Raw genomic sequence first — 17,315 nt, 5'->3', positions numbered from 1 at the left:
AAAGGAAATTCTTGATGCCGCAACGTCCCAACTTTCTAGTGATCCTGGCCGATGACCTGGGCTTTTCCGACATCGGCGCCTTCGGTGGCGAAATCAACACGCCGAACCTCGATGCACTGGCCAACAATGGCCTGCGCTTGACCGACTTCCACACCGCGCCGACCTGCTCGCCGACCCGCTCGATGCTGCTCACCGGTACCGACCACCACATCGCCGGCATCGGTACCATGGCCGAAGCCCTGACCCCGGACCTGATCGGCAAACCGGGTTACGAAGGACACTTGAACGACCGCGTGGTCGCCCTGCCCGAGCTGCTGCGCGAGGCCGGTTACCAGACATTGATGAGCGGCAAATGGCACCTGGGCCTGACCGCAGAGCTGGCGCCTCACGCCCGGGGTTTCGAGCGTTCGTTTTCGCTGTTGCCCGGCGCGGCCAACCATTACGGCTTCGAGCCGACCTACGATGAAACGACGCCACGGCTGCTGAAATCCACCCCGGCGCTGTACATCGAAGACGACCAATTCATCGATGAACTGCCGAAGGATTTTTATTCCTCCGATGCCTTTGGCGACAAGCTGCTGCAATACCTCAAGGAGCGCGACCAGACCCGGCCGTTCTTCGCCTACCTGCCGTTTTCCGCGCCCCACTGGCCGCTGCAGGCGCCGGCCGAGGTGGTGGAAAAATACCGCGGGCGCTATGACGCCGGCCCTGAAGTACTGCGACTAGAGCGTCTGGAAAAACTCAAGAAACTGGGGCTGATCGAGGCCGATGTCGAGCCGCATCCGTTGATCCAGTTGACTGCACAATGGGACGCCCTGAACGACGAGCAACGGCAGATCTCCGCGCGGGCCATGGAGGTTTATGCGGCGATGGTCGAGCGCATGGACTGGAACATCGGGCGGGTTGTCGATTACTTGCGCCAGCAGGGGCAACTGGACAACACCTTCATCCTGTTCATGTCCGATAACGGTGCCGAAGGGGCGTTGCTGGAGGCCTTTCCGAAATTCGGCCCGCAGTTGCTTACCTATCTCAACCAGCATTACGACAACAGCCTGGACAACATCGGTCGCGCCAACTCCTACGTCTGGTACGGGCCGAACTGGGCACAAGTGGCGACCGCGCCGTCGCGGCTGTTCAAAGCCTTCACGACCGAAGGCGGGATCCGTGTTCCGACGCTGGTGCACTACCCGCAGCTGCCGCTCAAGGGCCAGATCAGCCATGGGTTTGGCACGGTGATGGACATCACGCCGACCATTCTTGATCTGGCCGGCGTGCGTCATCCAGGCAAGCAGTGGCACGGCAAACCCGTGGCGGAAGTTCGAGGCAAGTCGTGGCTTGGGTTCTTGTCGGGCGAGACGGCGCAAGTGCATGACGAGCACACCGTCACCGGTTGGGAATTGTTCGGACGACGGGCGATTCGGCAAGGGCAATGGAAGGCGGTCTACATCCCGGGACCGGTGGGGCCGGCGACCTGGCAGCTGTATGACCTGGGCAATGATCCGGGGGAGATTCATGACCTGGCGTCGAGCCAACCGCAGAAGCTCAGTGCCTTGATCGAACATTGGCAGCGGTATGTGGATGAGACAGGGGTGATCTTGAGTGAGTCGCCGTTTCAGCCGGATTGATATTGCCTGATGCACCGCATTCGCGAGCAAGCCCGCTCCCACAGGGGATCTCGGTTGTTCACAAATAATGTGTTCTCTGAAGATCAAATGTGGGAGCGGGCTTGCTCGCGAAGAGGCCCTTGCAGACAACCATCAAGCCCGAGCCGTACGCACCTTATCCCCGACCACTTCGTCCTTGCGCTCAAACCGGTTGGCCCGCGCAAACGTACCGAAATCATTGAACCGCACACCCATCTCGCGCATCACCTTGTGTCCCACCGGCACGGTGAGCTGCCGGATGTAGAACGGTTCCTTCACCACAAAATGATGAATCCCGTGGCTGCTGCCGAAGTTGAAGCAGAACGCCTGCAACGGCCACAGCCACCACGCGTTCAGCACTTGCGTCTGCTGCATCACGTTGCCCGGCTCCACGTCACCGTAGTAGTGCATGTTCGAGCTGATGAAGTGCAAGCAAAACGTGCGCAACACGTTCGGGCCGATGATCACGACCGCCGCGATGTCGATCACCTGCATCACCGACAACGTGGTCGCCGACCACTCGATAGGTGCGCCCATCAGATGCGCAACGCCATTCGCTGCGTGGAAACCGAGAAACACGTACCACGCGCCCCAATGCATCAGCGCCAGCGGTGCGTAGACCTTCAGGGTGCGCTGGACGATGTTGATCTTTTGCGCCCAGGTCTTGGCCCGCAGCATGCGGATGAACGACGACATCATGTTGTCGCCAATCATCAAGAATCGCGCGATGCCCCAAGGCTCGCCGTTGGTAATGGCGCGTTCTTCCATATCGGTTTCAGAGCCCGACACCTTGTGGTGATTGAGGTGCAGATGGCGGCGAATCCACGGATTGATAGTGCTAGGCCGCGCCAGCCACACCAGCCCCATCATCAGGTTGTGCGGCACCTTCTGCTTGCGGAAGTACATGCTGTGGATCAGGTCGTGCTCCAGCTCATGGGTCAACGAGGCGAAAAATGCGTTGAGCAACAGGCACGCCCACCACGCCATGTGCCCGGTCATATAGAGCACCGCTGAGCCGACCATACCGGCGATGGCGAAGGTCAGAATGCCTGCGCCGAGGGCGTCCTGATGCTTGAGAATCGGGTATTGCTCACGCAACTCGACGCCTCTGGCCAGCACCACTTCACGGATATGGGCCGATCGTTGGGCTGCATTCAGTCGTTGGGGGCTTGCAGAAGTACCGTCCATGCTTCCATCCTCTGGTTATTGATGGTTGCATCCTGCCTTGCGAACCCTCGCAACGCGGTAGCCGAGAACGCCAACCTGTTGACCGGAAGCGCCAATCAGCATGACTGAACCGACCTCCCTCGCCAGCTGGACCCGCGCCCTGCGCAAGCAACTCGATGCCCTGGGCATCGACAGCACCGCCCTGTGCCAGCAAGCGGGGCTCGACCCGCAACTGATGGACGACCCGAACGCGCGCTACCCACTGTCGGGCACCACGCACCTGTGGAATCTGGCGGTGCAGGCCAGCGGTGACCCGGCGATCGGTTTGCGGGTTTCGCGTTTCGTCAGCCCGACCACCTTCCATGCGCTGGGTTATGCGCTGGTGGCCAGCGGTAGCCTGCGGGAAGTGTTCGAGCGCATCGTGCGCTATCACCAGGTGGTCAGCGATGCCCTGGAACTGGAACTGACCCGTGCCGAGGATCGCTACCGTTTCAGCCTGAAAATCCCGGCCGGCAACCCCGCCCCGGCCTTCGAAGCCATCGATGCGTTCATGGCGATTTACGTGCGCACCTGCCGCAATCGCCTGGGTCGCGACTACGCGCCACTGGCGACCTACCTACGTCGCCCGGAGCCGGCGGACGCGCACCAATGGCATAAAGTCTTCCGCTCGCCCATGAACTTCGGCGCCGACGAAGACCGGTTGGAGTTTGCCCTCGTCGACTTCGACAGCCACCTGGATGACGCCAACCCGGAACTGGCCGAACACAACGAAACCGTGCTCAAACGCACCCTGGCACAACTCAAGCCGCTGACCTGGGAGCGCAAGGTTCGCGATGCCATTGAAGAACAACTGCCCGAAGGCGAACCCAGCGCCGAACACATCGCCAAGGCCCTGCACCTGAGCCTGCGCAGCCTGCAACGGCACCTGGCCGATGAAGGCTGCCGGTTCGACACGCTGCTCAACGAAAGCCGCGAAAACCTCGCCCTACTGCACCTGCGCGACCCTCAAGTCTCGCTGAGCGAAATCAGTTACCTGCTCGGGTTTGCTGACACCAGCAGCTTCAGTCGCGCGTTCAAGCGCTGGACCGGGATGACACCGGGGCAGTTTCGGGATGGGTTGCGGTGATTGATTCTGAAGGTGGGTTGTCTTATCCGGCCTCTTCGCGAGCAAGTCGGATCGCCGCACCGCCGCTCCCACAGGTTTTTTCGGCGACCACAAACTTTTGATTCACACAAATCCACTGTGGGAGCGGGCTTGCTCGCGAAGGCGTCAGTTCAGCCATATCAATATCGACTGACACACCGCTTTCGCGAGCAAGCCCGCTCCCACAATGGTTCGGTGTTCACCGTCAGATTGTGGCCAGTGCCCGCAATCGCTCGGCATCGAGGATTTCAATTTCGCCGTAACTCAGCCCGATGATCCCCTGCCCCTGCAGTTCCTTGAGAATCTGGTTGGTGGTCTGGCGCGACAGCGACAGCATTGCGGCAAGCTGCTCCTGGGGCAGTTGCAGGACGCGGCGCGCAGGGATGGTCTCGCCATAGCCTTCGGCGATCATCAATAAGCGGTGCGCCAGCCGTGCCGGGGCCGGCAACAGGCTCAGTTGTTCGAGGTTGATGAAGGTCATGCGCAATTTCTGGCTCATCAGCAATGCCAGTTGCCGCCAGTGCTGCGGATGCTCATCGAGCAGCGCCAGCAAGGTGTTCTGGGGAATGTGCAGCAGCGTGCACTGGCCCATGCCGTAGGCATCGTGAGTGCGTGGCTGGCCATCGAACAGGCAGATTTCGCCGAACCAGTGCGGCGGCTCCACCAGGCTCAGCAACGCTTCCTTGCCTTGCTCGCTGACGGCACCGACGCGCACCGCGCCTTCAAGCACCGCGTACAGGCCACAGGGCGGATCGCCACGCTTGAACAGCCGCTGGCCTGGCGACAGGCGCCGCAGCCTGGCCACCGACAGCAGGCTATCCTGTAGGGAAACAGGCAAATGGCTGAACCACTGACCGCTCATCAGGCGTGGACGCCAGACCTGCATATCCATGAAAACTCCTAGAGATTGTCGCCTGGCTGACAGAGCGGGAAATGGCCCCGGGGCATGATCAATCACCCTACAGGAGAACAACAATGAAAAGCCTCGTCGACCACCTCAGTCAATACGCCGCCTACCACCGTGACCCGCGCAACATTGCATCGCACTTTATCGGCATTCCGCTGATCGTGGTTGCCGTCGCGGTATTGCTGTCCCGGCCGCAATGGTCGCTGGGCGGCGTGTGGCTGTCACCGGCGGTGCTCGTCTCGCTGGCGTCGGCGTGGTTTTACCTGCGTCTGGAGTTGCGCCTGGGCGTGTTGATGACCGTATTGCTCGGGCTAAGCGTCTGGGCCGGTCATGCGCTGGCACAGCAAAGCACGCTGGTGTGGCTGGGCAGCGGCGTGGCGATGTTCGTGATCGGTTGGGCGATCCAGTTTGTCGGCCATCACTACGAAGGGCGCAAACCGGCATTTGTCGATGACGTGACCGGGCTAATTGTCGGGCCGCTGTTTGTGGTGGCCGAGTTGGCGTTCATGCTGGGGATGCGGCATGACCTCAAAGAGCAGATCGAGGCGCGGGCGGGTGGTGTGCGGGTCAATCCGAAGCGTGCTGCTGTCTAGATCGCAATCGCGAGCAAGCTCGCTCCCACAGAGGATCTATGGTGCACATAGACCCCCTGTGGGAGCGGGCTTGCTCGCGAAGCTTTTGCTTTAGATGTTGGCGACCTTCTGCCAGACCTTCGGCTTGAAGAACAGCGTCTCGCCTTTTGCCAAACCAACCAGACTGTCGTGATCCTTGACCACTTCGGCCTCGATCAGATCGCTCTGCCCTTCAACCTTAAGCGTCACCCGCGTTGTCGCGCCCAGCGGACGAATGTCCCGCACTTCCGCCGCGTGGTGGTCTTCCAGTTCATGGCGTGACAGCGACACCTCGTGCGGGCGGAACAGCACGTGGTTGTCTTCGCCCAGGTGCAGTCGGTTCGAATCACCGAGGAAGTGATAGACGAAATCGCTGGCCGGGTTTTCGTAGACGTCACCCGGTGAGCCGATCTGCTCGATCACACCCTTGTTCATCACCACGATACGGTCGGCGACTTCCATCGCTTCTTCCTGGTCGTGGGTGACGAACACCGAGGTCAGGTTGATGTCTTCGTGCAACCGCGCCAGCCAGCGGCGCAGTTCCTTGCGAACCTTGGCGTCGAGGGCGCCGAAAGGTTCGTCGAGCAGCAGCACTTTCGGCTCCACCGCCAGGGCTCGGGCCAGGGCAATGCGCTGACGCTGTCCGCCGGAAAGTTGTTCCGGGTAGCGATCCGACAGCCAGTCCAGCTGCACCATGTTCAGCAGTTCGTGGACTTTGGTTGCGATCTGGCTTTCACTCGGGCGCTGGTTTTTCGGTTTCATGCGCAGGCCGAACGCGACGTTGTCGAACACCGTCATGTGGCGGAACAAGGCGTAGTGCTGGAACACGAATCCGACGTTGCGATCACGCACGTCGTGGCCGGAAACGTCTTCACCGTGGAACACGATGTTGCCCTGGTCCGGGGTCTCCAGGCCGGCGATGATTCGCAGCAGCGTGGTCTTGCCGCAGCCCGACGGACCGAGCAACGCGACGAGTTCGCCGCTCTGGATGTCCAGGCTGATGTTGTCCAGCGCCTTGAACGCGTGGAAGTTCTTGCTGACATTACGCACTTCGATCGACATGAATTATTCCTCCGCGGCGCTGGCGCGCAGGCGGTTAATACGGTTTTCGCTCCACTGCTTGAGCAGCAGGATGAAGAGCGCCAGGATCAGCAACAGGCTCGCCACGGCGAACGCGGCCACGTGGTTGTATTCGTTGTAGAGGATTTCCACGTGCAGCGGCAGGGTGTTAGTCACCCCGCGAATGTGCCCGGAAACCACCGACACCGCACCGAACTCCCCCATGGCCCGCGCGGTACACAACACCACGCCGTAGATCAGGCCCCATTTGATGTTGGGCACGGTGACGTGCCAGAACATCTGCCAGCCGTTGGCCCCGAGCAGGCGCGCGGCCTCCTCTTCCTGGGTACCTTGCTCCTGCATCAGCGGGATCAGTTCACGGGCCACGAACGGCACGGTGACGAAGATCGTCGCCAGCACGATGCCCGGCAGGGCGAAGACGATCTGGATGTCGTGGTCCTGCAACCATGGGCCGAACAGGCCTTGGGCGCCGAACATCAGCACATAGACCAGACCGGCGATCACCGGCGACACCGAGAACGGCAGGTCGATCAGTGTCACCAGCATGCTCTTGCCGCGGAACGAGTACTTGCTCACGCACCAGGCGGCGCTGACGCCAAACACCAGGTTCAGCGGCACCGAAATCAACACGGCGATGACCGTGAGTTTCAGGGCCGACAGCGCGTCCGGCTCAAAGATCGCGGTGAAGAACGCACCGAGGCCGAGCTTCAGGCCCTGGGACACCACGATGAACAACGGCAGCAACAGGAACAGCGCAAAAATCAGCCAGCCAAGGCCGATCAGGATTCGCCGCGAGGTCGCGCTGCCACGGCGGGCAGCGTTCGAGGAAGCGGCAGCAATAGACGATTGGGACATGGGTGCGCCTCCTTATGGGGTTTCGATGCGCCGCTGCAACAAGTTGATCAGCAGCAACAGGACGAAGGAAACCACCAGCATCAGTACACCAATGGAGGTAGCGCCGGTGTAATCGTATTGGTCGAGCTTGACCATGATCAGCAGCGGCAGAATCTCGGTTTTCATCGGCATGTTGCCGGCGATGAAAATCACCGAACCGTACTCGCCGACCCCGCGGGCAAAGGCCAAAGCGAAACCGGTAAGCCATGCCGGAAGCAGTGCCGGCAGCAGGATATGGCGGAAAACCTGCAAGGGTTTTGCACCCAGGCACGCCGCCGCTTCCTCGACTTCACGAGGAATATCCGCCAATACTGGCTGTACGGTACGTACTACGAATGGAAGTGTCACAAAAGTGAGGGCAAGGGTGATGCCCAGAGGGGTGTAGGCGATCTTGAAACCCAGATCCGCCGCAAACTGGCCGACCAGACCCGTAGGGGTGTACAACGCCGTCAGCGCAATACCGGCCACCGCCGTGGGCAATGCGAACGGCAAGTCGATCATTGCATCGATCACTTTTCGCCCTGGGAAGGTATAGCGCACTAATACCCAGGCCAGCAGCGTGCCGATGATGCCGTTGATGATCGCGGCACACAGGGCGGTGCCGAAGCTGAGCTTCAACGCGGCCAGCACCCGTGGCGCCGAGATGATTGCCCAGAACTGATCCCAGGTGAGTTGAGCGGCATGCACGAACATCGCCGCCAGTGGTATGAGCACAATCAGGCTGAGGTACACCAAGGTGTAGCCCAGCGTCAGCCCGAAGCCGGGTATGACGGGGGAGATACGACGCGACATAAAAGTCCTTGGTTAAAAAGCGATCCGCTAAACGCATCAATGTGGGAGCGGGCTTGCTCGCGAAGAGGCCATATCAGTCAACATTTACGTCGCCTGACACACCGCCTTCGCGAGCAAGCCCGCTCCCACAGTTACGAGCCCAGGCATCAGGCTCGTTGCGTGGCTTGAGTCAGATTACTGCGCCTGGTAGATCTGGTCGAACACGCCCCCATCATTGAAGAATTTCGGCTGTGCGACTTTCCAGCCGCCGAAATCCTTGTCGATGCTCACCAGCTCCAGTTTCGGGAACTGCTGGGCGTATTTGGCGGCCACGTCCTTGTCACGTGGACGATAGAAGTTCTTCGCCGCGATTTCCTGGCCGGCCGGGCTGTACAGGTACTTGAGGTAGGCTTCGGCGATCTGCCCGTTGCCCTTTTTCTCGGCATTTTTGTCGACTACCGCCACCGGCGGCTCAGCGAGGATCGACAGCGAAGGCACGACGATGTCGAACTTGTCGGCACCACCCTCTTCTTTCAGGGCCAGGAAGGCTTCGTTTTCCCAGGCCAGCAATACGTCGCCCTGACCGTTGTTGACGAAGGTAATGGTCGAGCCGCGGGCGCCGGTATCCAGCACTGGCACGTGCTTGAACAGGGTTTGCACGTATTCCTTGGCCTTGGCTTCGTCGCCGCCATTGGCTTTCAGGCCATAGGCCCAGGCCGCGAGGAAGTTCCAGCGCGCACCGCCGGAGGTCTTCGGATTCGGTGTGATCACCGAGACATCATTCTTGACCAGGTCGCCCCAGTCCTTGATGCCTTTAGGGTTGCCCTTGCGCACCAGGAACACGATGGTCGAGGTGTAAGGCGTACTGGCGGCCGGCAGGCGCTTTTGCCAGTCCGCCGGCAGGGACTTGCCAAGCTTGGCGATTTCGTCGATATCGCCGGCCAGGGCCAAGGTCACGACGTCGGCACGCAGGCCATCGATCACCGCCCGACCTTGCTTGCCCGAACCGCCGTGGGATTGCTGGATTTTCACGGAGTCACCGGCGTGGTCCTTTTGCCAGAACTTGATGAATTCGGCGTTGTAGTCCTGATACAGCTCGCGGGTCGGGTCGTACGACACGTTGAGCAGCTCATAATCCTTGGCAACGGCGGAACCGGCAAAAAGGGCGCTGGCCAGGGCGGCCAAAGCGAAATGACGAATCGACGACATGGTGAAAGCTCCTGGAATTCTTGGTTTGTTGGCTTTTTCTTATGGGATATCGCGTTGCCTGATTCGCCTCAGCCCGACTTGTTGCCCGGCTGCTGCAAACGGAATTTTTCCTTGCGTTCGATCTGCACCACCTGGGCGTTGTGCACAGTGATTTCCACGGCGCCAAAGCGCAGATCGCGCAGTGCACTCTGGATTTCACGCAGGATGGTGGCTTCGTCTTGACCGTCGACGCTACGCAGGGATGCGCTCATATTGCTGCTCCTTCAACTGAGAGGTTGCCTCGCAGTGTCGGCACTGCTTGCGGCTTGAGAGCAATACTAGAGAGGTGTAGATATTCTTAAAAAGACTATTTAAGAATGTTTATATAACCAGAAGAGATTAACTGTGGAGACAAGAGCTTGAGGTGAATCACCCTCTTTCAGGCACACCAAAAAAACCCTGTGGGAGCGAGCTTGCTCGCGATGAGGGAGTGTCAGCCACCAGAAATGTCGACGGATATTCCGCTATCGCGAGCAAGCTCGCTCCCACAGGTTTTGCTCCTACACGATCACCGGCTCATGCATCCAGTCAAGCTGCTCCGCCGGTACCGGCCGCCCGAACCAGTAGCCCTGACCCAGATCGCAATCGTGCTCGAGCAGAAATTCCGCCTGCTCAGCCTGCTCGATCCCCTCGGCATGCACCTGCATGCCCATACTCTGGGCCAGCGCAATGATCACCCGCGAGATCGCCGCATCATCCTCATCCCACGGCAATCCGGCGACGAAGCCCTGGTCGATTTTCAACTTCTGCACCGGCAGACGCTTGAGCCGCAGCAGCGATGAGTAACCCGTGCCGAAGTCGTCGATGGCCAGGCGCACACCCAGCTCGCGCAGGCGATGCATCTGCTCCAGCGCGACTTCCGGGTCTTCCATCACCGCGCTTTCAGTGACTTCCAGCTCGAGAAACGCCGGCTCCAGCCCGGTTTCGCGCAGGACCTGCGCCACCTGCTGATACAGCTCACGACGGGCGAACAGACGCGAAGAAACGTTGACCGCGACGAACGACAGCACCACCCCGTCCTGCTGCCACTGGCACATCTGCCGGCACGCCTGCGCCATGACCCAGGTGTCGATTTCTGCAATCAGACCGGTTCGTTCGGCGACCGGAATGAATTCCGCCGGCGACACCAGGCCCCGCTGCGAGTGCTGCCAACGCACCAGCGCCTCGACGCCGATCAGGCGACGGCTCTTGAGGTCGTGAACCGGCTGGTAATAGACCCGCAGCTCTTGTCGGTCCAGGGCGCGGCGCAATTCGAAGGCGATCTCGAGCCGTTGCTGGGCGTGGGCCGTCAGCTCTTCGGTGTACAGGGCATAATCATTGCGCCCCGCGCTCTTGGCCTTGAACAGTGCAGAGTCGGCATTGCGCAGCAGTTGCTCGACGCTCAACGCATCGCTGGGGAACAGGCTGATGCCGATGCTGGTGTTGATGGACAGCTGGTGCCCATCAATAAGGAACGGCTCTTTAAGGCCCTCGATGATCCGCTGAGCCAACGCAGCGGCCTGAACCAGTTGCGGACAGCTTTCGGCAAGTATGGCGAACTCATCCCCGCCCAACCGCGCCAGGGTGACGCCCGGACCGAACATGGCCCCCAGGCGCTCGGCCACAGCCTTGAGCAACTGGTCGCCAATGGTATGCCCGAGGCTGTCGTTGATCATCTTGAAGTGATCGAGATCGATCATCAGCAGCGCGCAGCCACGCTTATGGACCTGTGCCGAGGCCAGGGCCTGTTCGGCGCGGTCGATGAACAGCAGGCGGTTCGGCAGATCGGTCAGCGGATCGTGGTGCGCCAGGTGCATCAGTTCGTGTTCTGAATTCTTGATTGCACTGATGTCGGAAAACACCGCCACATATTGGCTCGGCCGGCCGTAGTCGTCGTGGATCAGGCGGATCGTTTGCCATTGCGGGTAAATCTCGCCGCTTTTGCGCCGGTTCCAGATTTCTCCACTCCACTCCCCGACACTGGCGAGCGTGGCAAACATCACCTGATAGAACTCAGGAGAGTGTCGCCCGGACTTGAACAGGTTGGGCCGCTGCCCCAGCACGTCCTCACACCCGTAACCGGTGATTTCCATGAACGCCCGGTTCACATGGACGATCAGACCTTCCCGATTGGTGACCAGCACGCCTTCGCGGGTGCAGTCGAACACGGCTGCCGCCTGGCGCAAGCGCATGCGGTCGGCATCGCGCTCACGCAGTTTGGCGCCGATACCCAGACACCGCAGCACCCGCGCCCGGGCAATGAAGATCAACCCGGCACTGAACAGCACCCAGACATAACCGTTGATCAGTTGCCATCGCAATCGCTCGGCAGAGCTATCGAAGAAACTGTTTAATAAATAGCCACTGATCTGCAGCCAAACCACAGAAAGCAGCAGATAGAGCAGCGCTGCACGCAAGGCATCGCGATAGGTGGCAGACATCCGGCGATCCATGTCCCTACAAAAAGGTTGGAATTATAGTTTAAAGACACATCCAGCCACTCTTATCTGAAAGGGTGACTGGTTTTCTGTGTGGGCTTAGTGATAATGCAACGGCTGTTTTTTCTTTATCGAGGGCCCTACAGCCTATGTGGTACGAAGGTTTTCTTGGCTTGTCGCCCTGGTCGCTGGTAGCAGTCACCCTGCTGATGACCCACGTCACGATCATCGCCGTCACGGTCTATCTGCATCGTTACTCGGCCCATCGCTCCCTGGAGCTGAATGCCGGCCTGAAGCATTTCTTCCGTTTCTGGCTGTGGCTGACCACGGCGCAGAACACCCGCGAATGGACCGCCATCCACCGCAAGCATCACGCCAAATGCGAAACCGTCGATGACCCGCACAGCCCGGTCATCAAGGGTTTGTCCACGGTGCTGCGCAAAGGCGCCGAGCTGTACCGCGCCGAAGCGGAAAACCCCGAGACGCTGCGCATCTACGGCAAGAACTGCCCCGAAGACTGGATCGAGCGCAACCTCTACAGCCGCTTCCCGCTGCTGGGCATCGCGATCATGGGCGTTATCGACCTGCTGCTGTTCGGCACCATCGGCATCACCATCTGGGCCATCCAGATGATGTGGATCCCGGTGTGGGCCGCCGGCGTGGTCAATGGCCTGGGCCATGCCATCGGCTACCGCAACTTCGAATGCCGCGATGCGGCGACCAATCTGGTGCCTTGGGGCATCCTGATTGGCGGCGAAGAGCTGCATAACAACCATCACACCTACCCTAACTCGGCAAAACTGTCGGTGAAGAAGTGGGAGTTCGACCTGGGCTGGGCGTGGATTCAAGTCTTCAGCTTCCTGCGCCTGGCCAAGGTTCAACGGGTTGCGCCGATTGCCCACCGCGTCGAAGGCAAGGGCAACCTGGACATGGACACCGCCATGGCGATCCTCAACAACCGCTTCCAGATCATGGCCCAGTACCGCAAATTGGTGATCGGCCCGCTGGTCAAGCAAGAGCTGGAAAAAGTCGATCACTCGGTACGTCACCAGTTCCACCGGGCCAAACGCCTGCTTTCGCGGGAGACCAGCCTGCTGGATGAAAAACACCATGTACGCATCCAGAACATGCTCGAGCACAGTCAGGCGCTGAAGGTAATTTACGAGAAACGCCTGGCCCTGCAACAGATCTGGGTCAAGACCAGCTCAAATGGCCACGACATGCTGGCGGCCATCAAGGACTGGGTACACGAAGCCGAAGCCAGCGGGATTCAATCCCTGCGCGACTTCGCCGATCAGTTGAAGACCTACTCCCTGCGCCCTGCCGCCGTCTGAAGCAACCTGTGGGAGCGGGCTTGCTCGCGAAGGCGGTGAGTCAGTCGACATCTTCATTGACTGGCCCACCGCCTTCGCGAGCAAGCCCGCTCCCACATTGATTTGTGACTGCAAAAATCCGTCTCCCCTACCGCCCGGCGGGAGCAGGCTCCCTCGCCACACAAGGCGGGAACTTCATCCCAAAAGCCCTATCTCAAAGACACTTCGCCATTCCCGGCGGGCTTGGTGTTGGCCGCTGTCGAACGCGCGGCATGCCCTTTGAGATTTGTGTCGATGGCCCCAAAAAACCTGCAAGACTCATCTCCGCCCCATTGGCCCGAGGCCGCGCAGCCCCTGATAGCGCTGATGCATGCCCAACGTGAAGTCGCACGCCTGAGCGAACGCGAACAGTTGTTCAGCACCTTGCTGATGAGCGTCAATGCAGTGCTGTGGGCATTCGATTGGGAAACCCGCAAGGTGCTTTACGTCAGCCCCGCCTATGAACGGATCTTTGGCCGTTCGGCCGATCTACTGCTGGCCGACGGCAATCAATGGTGCGACAGCATTCACCCTGACGACCTGGACTATGCCGAACGCAGCCTTGCCGAAGTACTGGACAAAGGCGCCGTCGAAGACCGCGAGTATCGAGTCATCGCCGCCGACGGCCAGGTGCGCTGGCTAAGCGACAAATGCTACATCAACCGCCAGCCCGAGCCGGGGCAACCGGTGATCATCGTCGGCATCGCCGAAGACATCACCGACAAGAAGCAGATGGAAACCGAGCTGCATCGCCTGGCCACCATCGATGCGCTGACCCAGAGCAGCAACCGCCGTCATTTCTTCGAATGCGCCCACCGCGCGTTCGCACACACCCGGCAACAGGGCGAGCCGCTGTCGTTTCTGATGCTGGACATTGATAACTTCAAGACGATCAACGACACCTACGGTCACCAGGAAGGCGACAACGTGTTGCAGCGCATTGCCGAAAGCGGCCGCGCAGCGTTGCGTCGCGGCGACCTGTTCGGGCGTATTGGCGGTGAGGAGTTTGCAGCGGTGTTTCCCGGCTGTACACCGCAAATGGCCCTGCAAGTGGCTGAACGCCTGCAACGGCAGATTCAGCAATTGAGTTTCAACCATGAGGGCCAGATGTTCGGCATCACCGTCAGCCAGGGCCTGACCAGCCTGACCGCCGCGGACGAAAACGTGGAAAACCTGTTTTCCCGGGCAGATGCCGCGATGTACCAGGCCAAGCGCGAGGGAAAGAACCGGATTGTGACGGGCTGAGATTTCGTTGGCACCACCGGATACCTGTGGCGAGGGGGCTTGCCCCCGTTCGGTTGCGCAGCAGCCGTAAACCAGCGAATGCGGTTGTCCTGACAATGCTGGAACACCAAATGCAGGACTGCTTCGCAGCCCAACGGGGGCAAGCCCCCTCGCCACAAAAGCTCGCTCCCACAGGGGTTGGTGGTGTGCTTACTTTTTGCGCAAACGCATCAACTCCGGCAGGCCGATCTTGAGCAACCTCGCCGTCCGGCTCTTCGCCAGCGCCTCGATGCCCTCATGCTCGGTCAAGCGCGCCATCTGCGCCGCCATGTTCATCACCAGTGCTTCGCGCGAGTAAACCCCGCCACCGAGCTGATAGGCCGCCGCAATCAGTTCGCGCAACTCCAGTGGCAGACGCCAGCGCGTGCGCAGGGCCGAGCCATAGGCCGCGCCAAATTCAACCAGCGCTTCGCCCACTTCCTCCTGCTCGTCCAGTTCGCCACCGGCCTGTTTCCATTCCTGCAAACACCGCAGCAACGCCAGATCGCCGAGACGATGCAACATGCCGGCGCAATAGCAGCGCTCCTGATCCAGATCGAGCAAGCGCGCCAGGGTTCTCGCGTATTCGGCGGTGTGCAGGGACAGATCCCAGTAACGCTCGGCATAGTCGGCCAATTGCGGATCGCTGAGCCGGGCACTGCGCTTGAGCGCCAACCCGAGAATCAGGTTCATGCTCTGCCCGGTCCCCAGGCGATGCAGCGCCTGGGACAGGGTTTGCACAGCGGTGCCGTGGTGCTGGGCCGCGCTGTTGGCAGCGGCGATCAGCACAGCGGTAACCTGCGGATCGGTGCGGATTTCGTCTTCCAGCACCGTCAAATCGAGGCCATTGGGGTTGAGGCTGCGTTTGACCGCCACTTGCACGTCGGTCATCAGCGGCGCACCGTCAGCCAATTCCCGTCGACGCTCCAGAAACACCGACAACGTCATGCCCGGCGCCAGCGATGGCACCTCGCACGAGACTTCTTCGCCAGCGTTCAGCAGCACTCCCTGCAACCGATGGGTCAGGCTTTTCATATTCAGGGGTTTGGTCAGGTACGCGGCCGGCGCCAGCGGCAAGGCCTCGCGCACGCTGGCACTGTCGTTGCGACTGCTCATCAGAATGAACGGCATCGGCGGATTGCGTTTGCGCTGACGGATGCTGCGCAGGACGTTAAGGCCATCGACGCCGGGCAACTCCCAGTCGGCGATCACCAGGTCATAGGGGTTGGCGGCCAACAGTTCCAGCGCTTGCTGACCATCGGCGCACAAATCCAGCCGCGCATCGCAGCGTACGTTCAACAACACTTCCTTAAGCAAATCCCGGGACCAGGGGTCGGCCTCGGCGATCAGGACTCTTGGAACGGCGGGTAAAATGACGGTTGTCATACAGCTCTCCCTGGCAATGCGCAAACCTTAGCCAATGCTGGCCATCCGATACAGCGCTAATGGGCGGGATGTGTTTCAAGGGGCATGAAAAAACCCGCCGAAGCGGGTTTTTTGTGGATCAGGTCACACAGGGGATCAGAGTTCGGAGAAGCACTCTTCGATGATCGCCAGACCTTTGTCCAGTTGCTCGTCCGGCGAGGTCAGCGGTACCAGGACGCGCAGAACGTTACCGTAGGTGCCGCAGGACAGCAGGATCAGACCCTTGTCGCGAGCCTTGGCCACAACGGACGCCACGGCTGCAGCGTTCGGCTTGTGGCTGTCGCCGTTTTCGAACAGCTCGACCGCGATCATCGCGCCCAGGGCACGGACTTCACCGATCACCGGGTACTTGGCCTGGATGGCCTTCAGGCCGGTTACCAGACGCTCGCCAACAGCCTTGCAACGATCCAGCAGGTGTTCTTCTTCGAACACTTCCATCACGGCCAGGGCCGCGGCGCAAGCGATCGGGCTACCGGCGTAGGTGCCGCCCAGGCCGCCTGGAGCAATGGCGTCCATGTATTCGGCCTTGCCGCACACACCGGCCAGCGGGAAGCCGCCAGCGATGGATTTGGCGAAGGTGGTCAGGTCGGCAGCAACGCCCATCTGTTCCATCGCGAAGAATGTGCCGGTACGGCCAGCGCCAGTCTGTACTTCGTCAGCGATCAGCAGGATGCCGTGCTGGTCGCACAGGGCACGCAGACGCTTCATGAATTCTTTCGGCGCGACGTAGAAACCACCTTCGCCCTGAACCGGCTCGATGATGATCGCAGCGATGTCTTTCGGCTCGGCGTCGTTCTTGAAGATGCGTTCGATGGAAGCGATCGAATCGTCGATGCTCACGCCGTGCAGTTCGTTCGGGTACAGCGCGCGGAAGATGCCGCCTGGCATCAGGCCCATGCCGGCCGAGTAAGGCACGACTTTACCGGTCAGGCCCAGGGTCATCATGGTGCGACCGTGGTAAGCGCCGGTGAAGGCGATCACGCCGGCGCGGCCAGTGGCGGCACGGGCGATCTTGATGGAGTTTTCAACGGCTTCGGAACCGGTGGTCACCAGCAGGGTTTTCTTGGCGAAATCACCTGGCACCTTGGCGTTGATTTTTTCGCACACTTCCACGTACGGCTCGTAGGCCAGTACCTGGAAGCAGGTGTGGGTCAGCTTGTTCAGCTGCTCGGTCACGGCGGCGATGACTTTCGGGTGCACGTGGCCAGTGTTCAGCACGGCGATACCGCCGGCGAAGTCGATGAATTCACGACCTTCAACGTCGGTTACGGTCGCGTTCTTCGCGGAATCGGCGAAGATCGGGTGAATCTGGCCAACACCACGTGGAACAGCAGCGGTACGGCGGGCCATCAAAGAAGCGTTAGTCTTGCTCATACATTCCTCATTCACCGCT

15 protein-coding genes are annotated in these 17,315 nt (G+C 60.5%); 5 read left to right on the top strand and 10 right to left on the bottom strand.

The window, feature by feature from the left end; translation table 11 throughout:
• The first annotated feature begins 14 nt into the window (after nt 1–14).
• Complete coding sequence (locus PspS34_RS00870) at nt 15–1,625, top strand: arylsulfatase (RefSeq protein WP_154861278.1); 1,611 nt, start codon at nt 15–17, stop codon at nt 1,623–1,625.
• A 132-nt stretch (nt 1,626–1,757) separates the two neighbouring features.
• Here the strand turns inward: PspS34_RS00870 and PspS34_RS00865 are convergent, their stop codons facing one another.
• Nucleotides 1,758–2,831, bottom strand: a complete 1,074-nt coding sequence (locus PspS34_RS00865) for a fatty acid desaturase (protein WP_154861279.1) — start codon at nt 2,829–2,831, stop codon at nt 1,758–1,760.
• A gap of 100 nt (nt 2,832–2,931) precedes the next feature.
• On the opposite strand from PspS34_RS00865, the gene PspS34_RS00860 reads away from it, so the two are divergent.
• Nucleotides 2,932–3,936, top strand: coding sequence for an AraC family transcriptional regulator (locus PspS34_RS00860; RefSeq protein ID WP_150812069.1), 1,005 nt, complete (start codon nt 2,932–2,934; stop codon nt 3,934–3,936).
• A 223-nt stretch (nt 3,937–4,159) separates the two neighbouring features.
• Here the strand turns inward: PspS34_RS00860 and PspS34_RS00855 are convergent, their stop codons facing one another.
• Entirely contained in the window at nt 4,160–4,846 is a 687-nt protein-coding gene (locus PspS34_RS00855) for a Crp/Fnr family transcriptional regulator (protein ID WP_154861280.1), read from the bottom strand.
• 83 nt (nt 4,847–4,929) lie between these two features.
• Between PspS34_RS00855 and PspS34_RS00850 the strand changes: the two genes are divergently transcribed.
• Complete coding sequence (locus PspS34_RS00850) at nt 4,930–5,454, top strand: Mpo1-like protein (protein WP_154861281.1); 525 nt, start codon at nt 4,930–4,932, stop codon at nt 5,452–5,454.
• Nucleotides 5,455–5,544: 90 nt separating this feature from the next.
• Here the strand turns inward: PspS34_RS00850 and PspS34_RS00845 are convergent, their stop codons facing one another.
• The 6 genes from PspS34_RS00845 to dibA form a co-directional block, all read right to left on the bottom strand.
• Nucleotides 5,545–6,534, bottom strand: a complete 990-nt coding sequence (locus PspS34_RS00845) for a sulfate ABC transporter ATP-binding protein (protein WP_154861282.1) — start codon at nt 6,532–6,534, stop codon at nt 5,545–5,547.
• A gap of 3 nt (nt 6,535–6,537) precedes the next feature.
• Nucleotides 6,538–7,407: a sulfate ABC transporter permease subunit CysW gene (gene cysW / locus PspS34_RS00840; protein ID WP_007972954.1), complete on the bottom strand. Its 870-nt coding sequence runs from the start codon at nt 7,405–7,407 to the stop codon at nt 6,538–6,540.
• A gap of 12 nt (nt 7,408–7,419) precedes the next feature.
• A complete protein-coding gene (gene cysT / locus PspS34_RS00835) occupies nt 7,420–8,238 on the bottom strand; it encodes a sulfate ABC transporter permease subunit CysT (protein ID WP_007972956.1) in 819 nt (272 codons plus the stop codon).
• Nucleotides 8,239–8,412: 174 nt separating this feature from the next.
• Complete coding sequence (locus PspS34_RS00830; protein WP_159389493.1) at nt 8,413–9,426, bottom strand: sulfate ABC transporter substrate-binding protein; 1,014 nt, start codon at nt 9,424–9,426, stop codon at nt 8,413–8,415.
• A gap of 68 nt (nt 9,427–9,494) precedes the next feature.
• The gene (gene oscA, locus PspS34_RS00825; protein ID WP_056726967.1) at nt 9,495–9,677 is read right to left on the bottom strand and encodes a sulfur starvation response protein OscA; all 183 of its coding nucleotides are present in this window, start codon (nt 9,675–9,677) and stop codon (nt 9,495–9,497) included.
• A gap of 288 nt (nt 9,678–9,965) precedes the next feature.
• Nucleotides 9,966–11,885: a phosphodiesterase DibA gene (gene dibA, locus PspS34_RS00820; RefSeq protein WP_154861284.1), complete on the bottom strand. Its 1,920-nt coding sequence runs from the start codon at nt 11,883–11,885 to the stop codon at nt 9,966–9,968.
• Between the two features lie 146 nt (nt 11,886–12,031).
• Between dibA and desA the strand changes: the two genes are divergently transcribed.
• Both desA and PspS34_RS00810 read left to right on the top strand, forming a co-directional pair.
• Nucleotides 12,032–13,216, top strand: coding sequence for a delta-9 fatty acid desaturase DesA (desA, locus tag PspS34_RS00815; protein WP_154861285.1), 1,185 nt, complete (start codon nt 12,032–12,034; stop codon nt 13,214–13,216).
• A gap of 273 nt (nt 13,217–13,489) precedes the next feature.
• Complete coding sequence (locus PspS34_RS00810) at nt 13,490–14,479, top strand: sensor domain-containing diguanylate cyclase (RefSeq protein WP_154861286.1); 990 nt, start codon at nt 13,490–13,492, stop codon at nt 14,477–14,479.
• A gap of 189 nt (nt 14,480–14,668) precedes the next feature.
• Here the strand turns inward: PspS34_RS00810 and PspS34_RS00805 are convergent, their stop codons facing one another.
• Nucleotides 14,669–15,883, bottom strand: coding sequence for a response regulator (locus tag PspS34_RS00805; RefSeq protein ID WP_150812075.1), 1,215 nt, complete (start codon nt 15,881–15,883; stop codon nt 14,669–14,671).
• 135 nt (nt 15,884–16,018) lie between these two features.
• On the bottom strand, nt 16,019–17,296 hold the full coding sequence (gabT, locus tag PspS34_RS00800; protein WP_057712519.1) for a 4-aminobutyrate--2-oxoglutarate transaminase: 1,278 nt from the start codon (nt 17,294–17,296) through the stop codon (nt 16,019–16,021).
• Between the last annotated feature and the right edge of the window lie 19 nt (nt 17,297–17,315).

The sequence above is a fragment of the Pseudomonas sp. S34 genome (assembly GCF_009866745.1).
GTDB classification, from domain to species: Bacteria; Pseudomonadota; Gammaproteobacteria; order Pseudomonadales; family Pseudomonadaceae; genus Aquipseudomonas; species Aquipseudomonas jessenii.
This window is presented reverse-complemented; position numbering and strand designations above follow the sequence as displayed.

What these genes read in the sequence shown, in the direction of transcription:
- PspS34_RS00870 (WP_154861278.1), top strand. Translation starts at nt 15, where the DNA reads ATGCCGCAACGTCCCAACTTTCTAGTGATCCTGGCCGATGACCTGGGC.
- PspS34_RS00865 (WP_154861279.1), bottom strand. Translation starts at nt 2,831, where the DNA reads ATGGACGGTACTTCTGCAAGCCCCCAACGACTGAATGCAGCCCAACGA.
- PspS34_RS00860 (WP_150812069.1), top strand. Translation starts at nt 2,932, where the DNA reads ATGACTGAACCGACCTCCCTCGCCAGCTGGACCCGCGCCCTGCGCAAG.
- PspS34_RS00855 (WP_154861280.1), bottom strand. Translation starts at nt 4,846, where the DNA reads ATGGATATGCAGGTCTGGCGTCCACGCCTGATGAGCGGTCAGTGGTTC.
- PspS34_RS00850 (WP_154861281.1), top strand. Translation starts at nt 4,930, where the DNA reads ATGAAAAGCCTCGTCGACCACCTCAGTCAATACGCCGCCTACCACCGT.
- PspS34_RS00845 (WP_154861282.1), bottom strand. Translation starts at nt 6,534, where the DNA reads ATGTCGATCGAAGTGCGTAATGTCAGCAAGAACTTCCACGCGTTCAAG.
- cysW (WP_007972954.1), bottom strand. Translation starts at nt 7,407, where the DNA reads ATGTCCCAATCGTCTATTGCTGCCGCTTCCTCGAACGCTGCCCGCCGT.
- cysT (WP_007972956.1), bottom strand. Translation starts at nt 8,238, where the DNA reads ATGTCGCGTCGTATCTCCCCCGTCATACCCGGCTTCGGGCTGACGCTG.
- PspS34_RS00830 (WP_159389493.1), bottom strand. Translation starts at nt 9,426, where the DNA reads ATGTCGTCGATTCGTCATTTCGCTTTGGCCGCCCTGGCCAGCGCCCTT.
- oscA (WP_056726967.1), bottom strand. Translation starts at nt 9,677, where the DNA reads ATGAGCGCATCCCTGCGTAGCGTCGACGGTCAAGACGAAGCCACCATC.
- dibA (WP_154861284.1), bottom strand. Translation starts at nt 11,885, where the DNA reads ATGTCTGCCACCTATCGCGATGCCTTGCGTGCAGCGCTGCTCTATCTG.
- desA (WP_154861285.1), top strand. Translation starts at nt 12,032, where the DNA reads ATGTGGTACGAAGGTTTTCTTGGCTTGTCGCCCTGGTCGCTGGTAGCA.
- PspS34_RS00810 (WP_154861286.1), top strand. Translation starts at nt 13,490, where the DNA reads ATGGCCCCAAAAAACCTGCAAGACTCATCTCCGCCCCATTGGCCCGAG.
- PspS34_RS00805 (WP_150812075.1), bottom strand. Translation starts at nt 15,883, where the DNA reads ATGACAACCGTCATTTTACCCGCCGTTCCAAGAGTCCTGATCGCCGAG.
- gabT (WP_057712519.1), bottom strand. Translation starts at nt 17,296, where the DNA reads ATGAGCAAGACTAACGCTTCTTTGATGGCCCGCCGTACCGCTGCTGTT.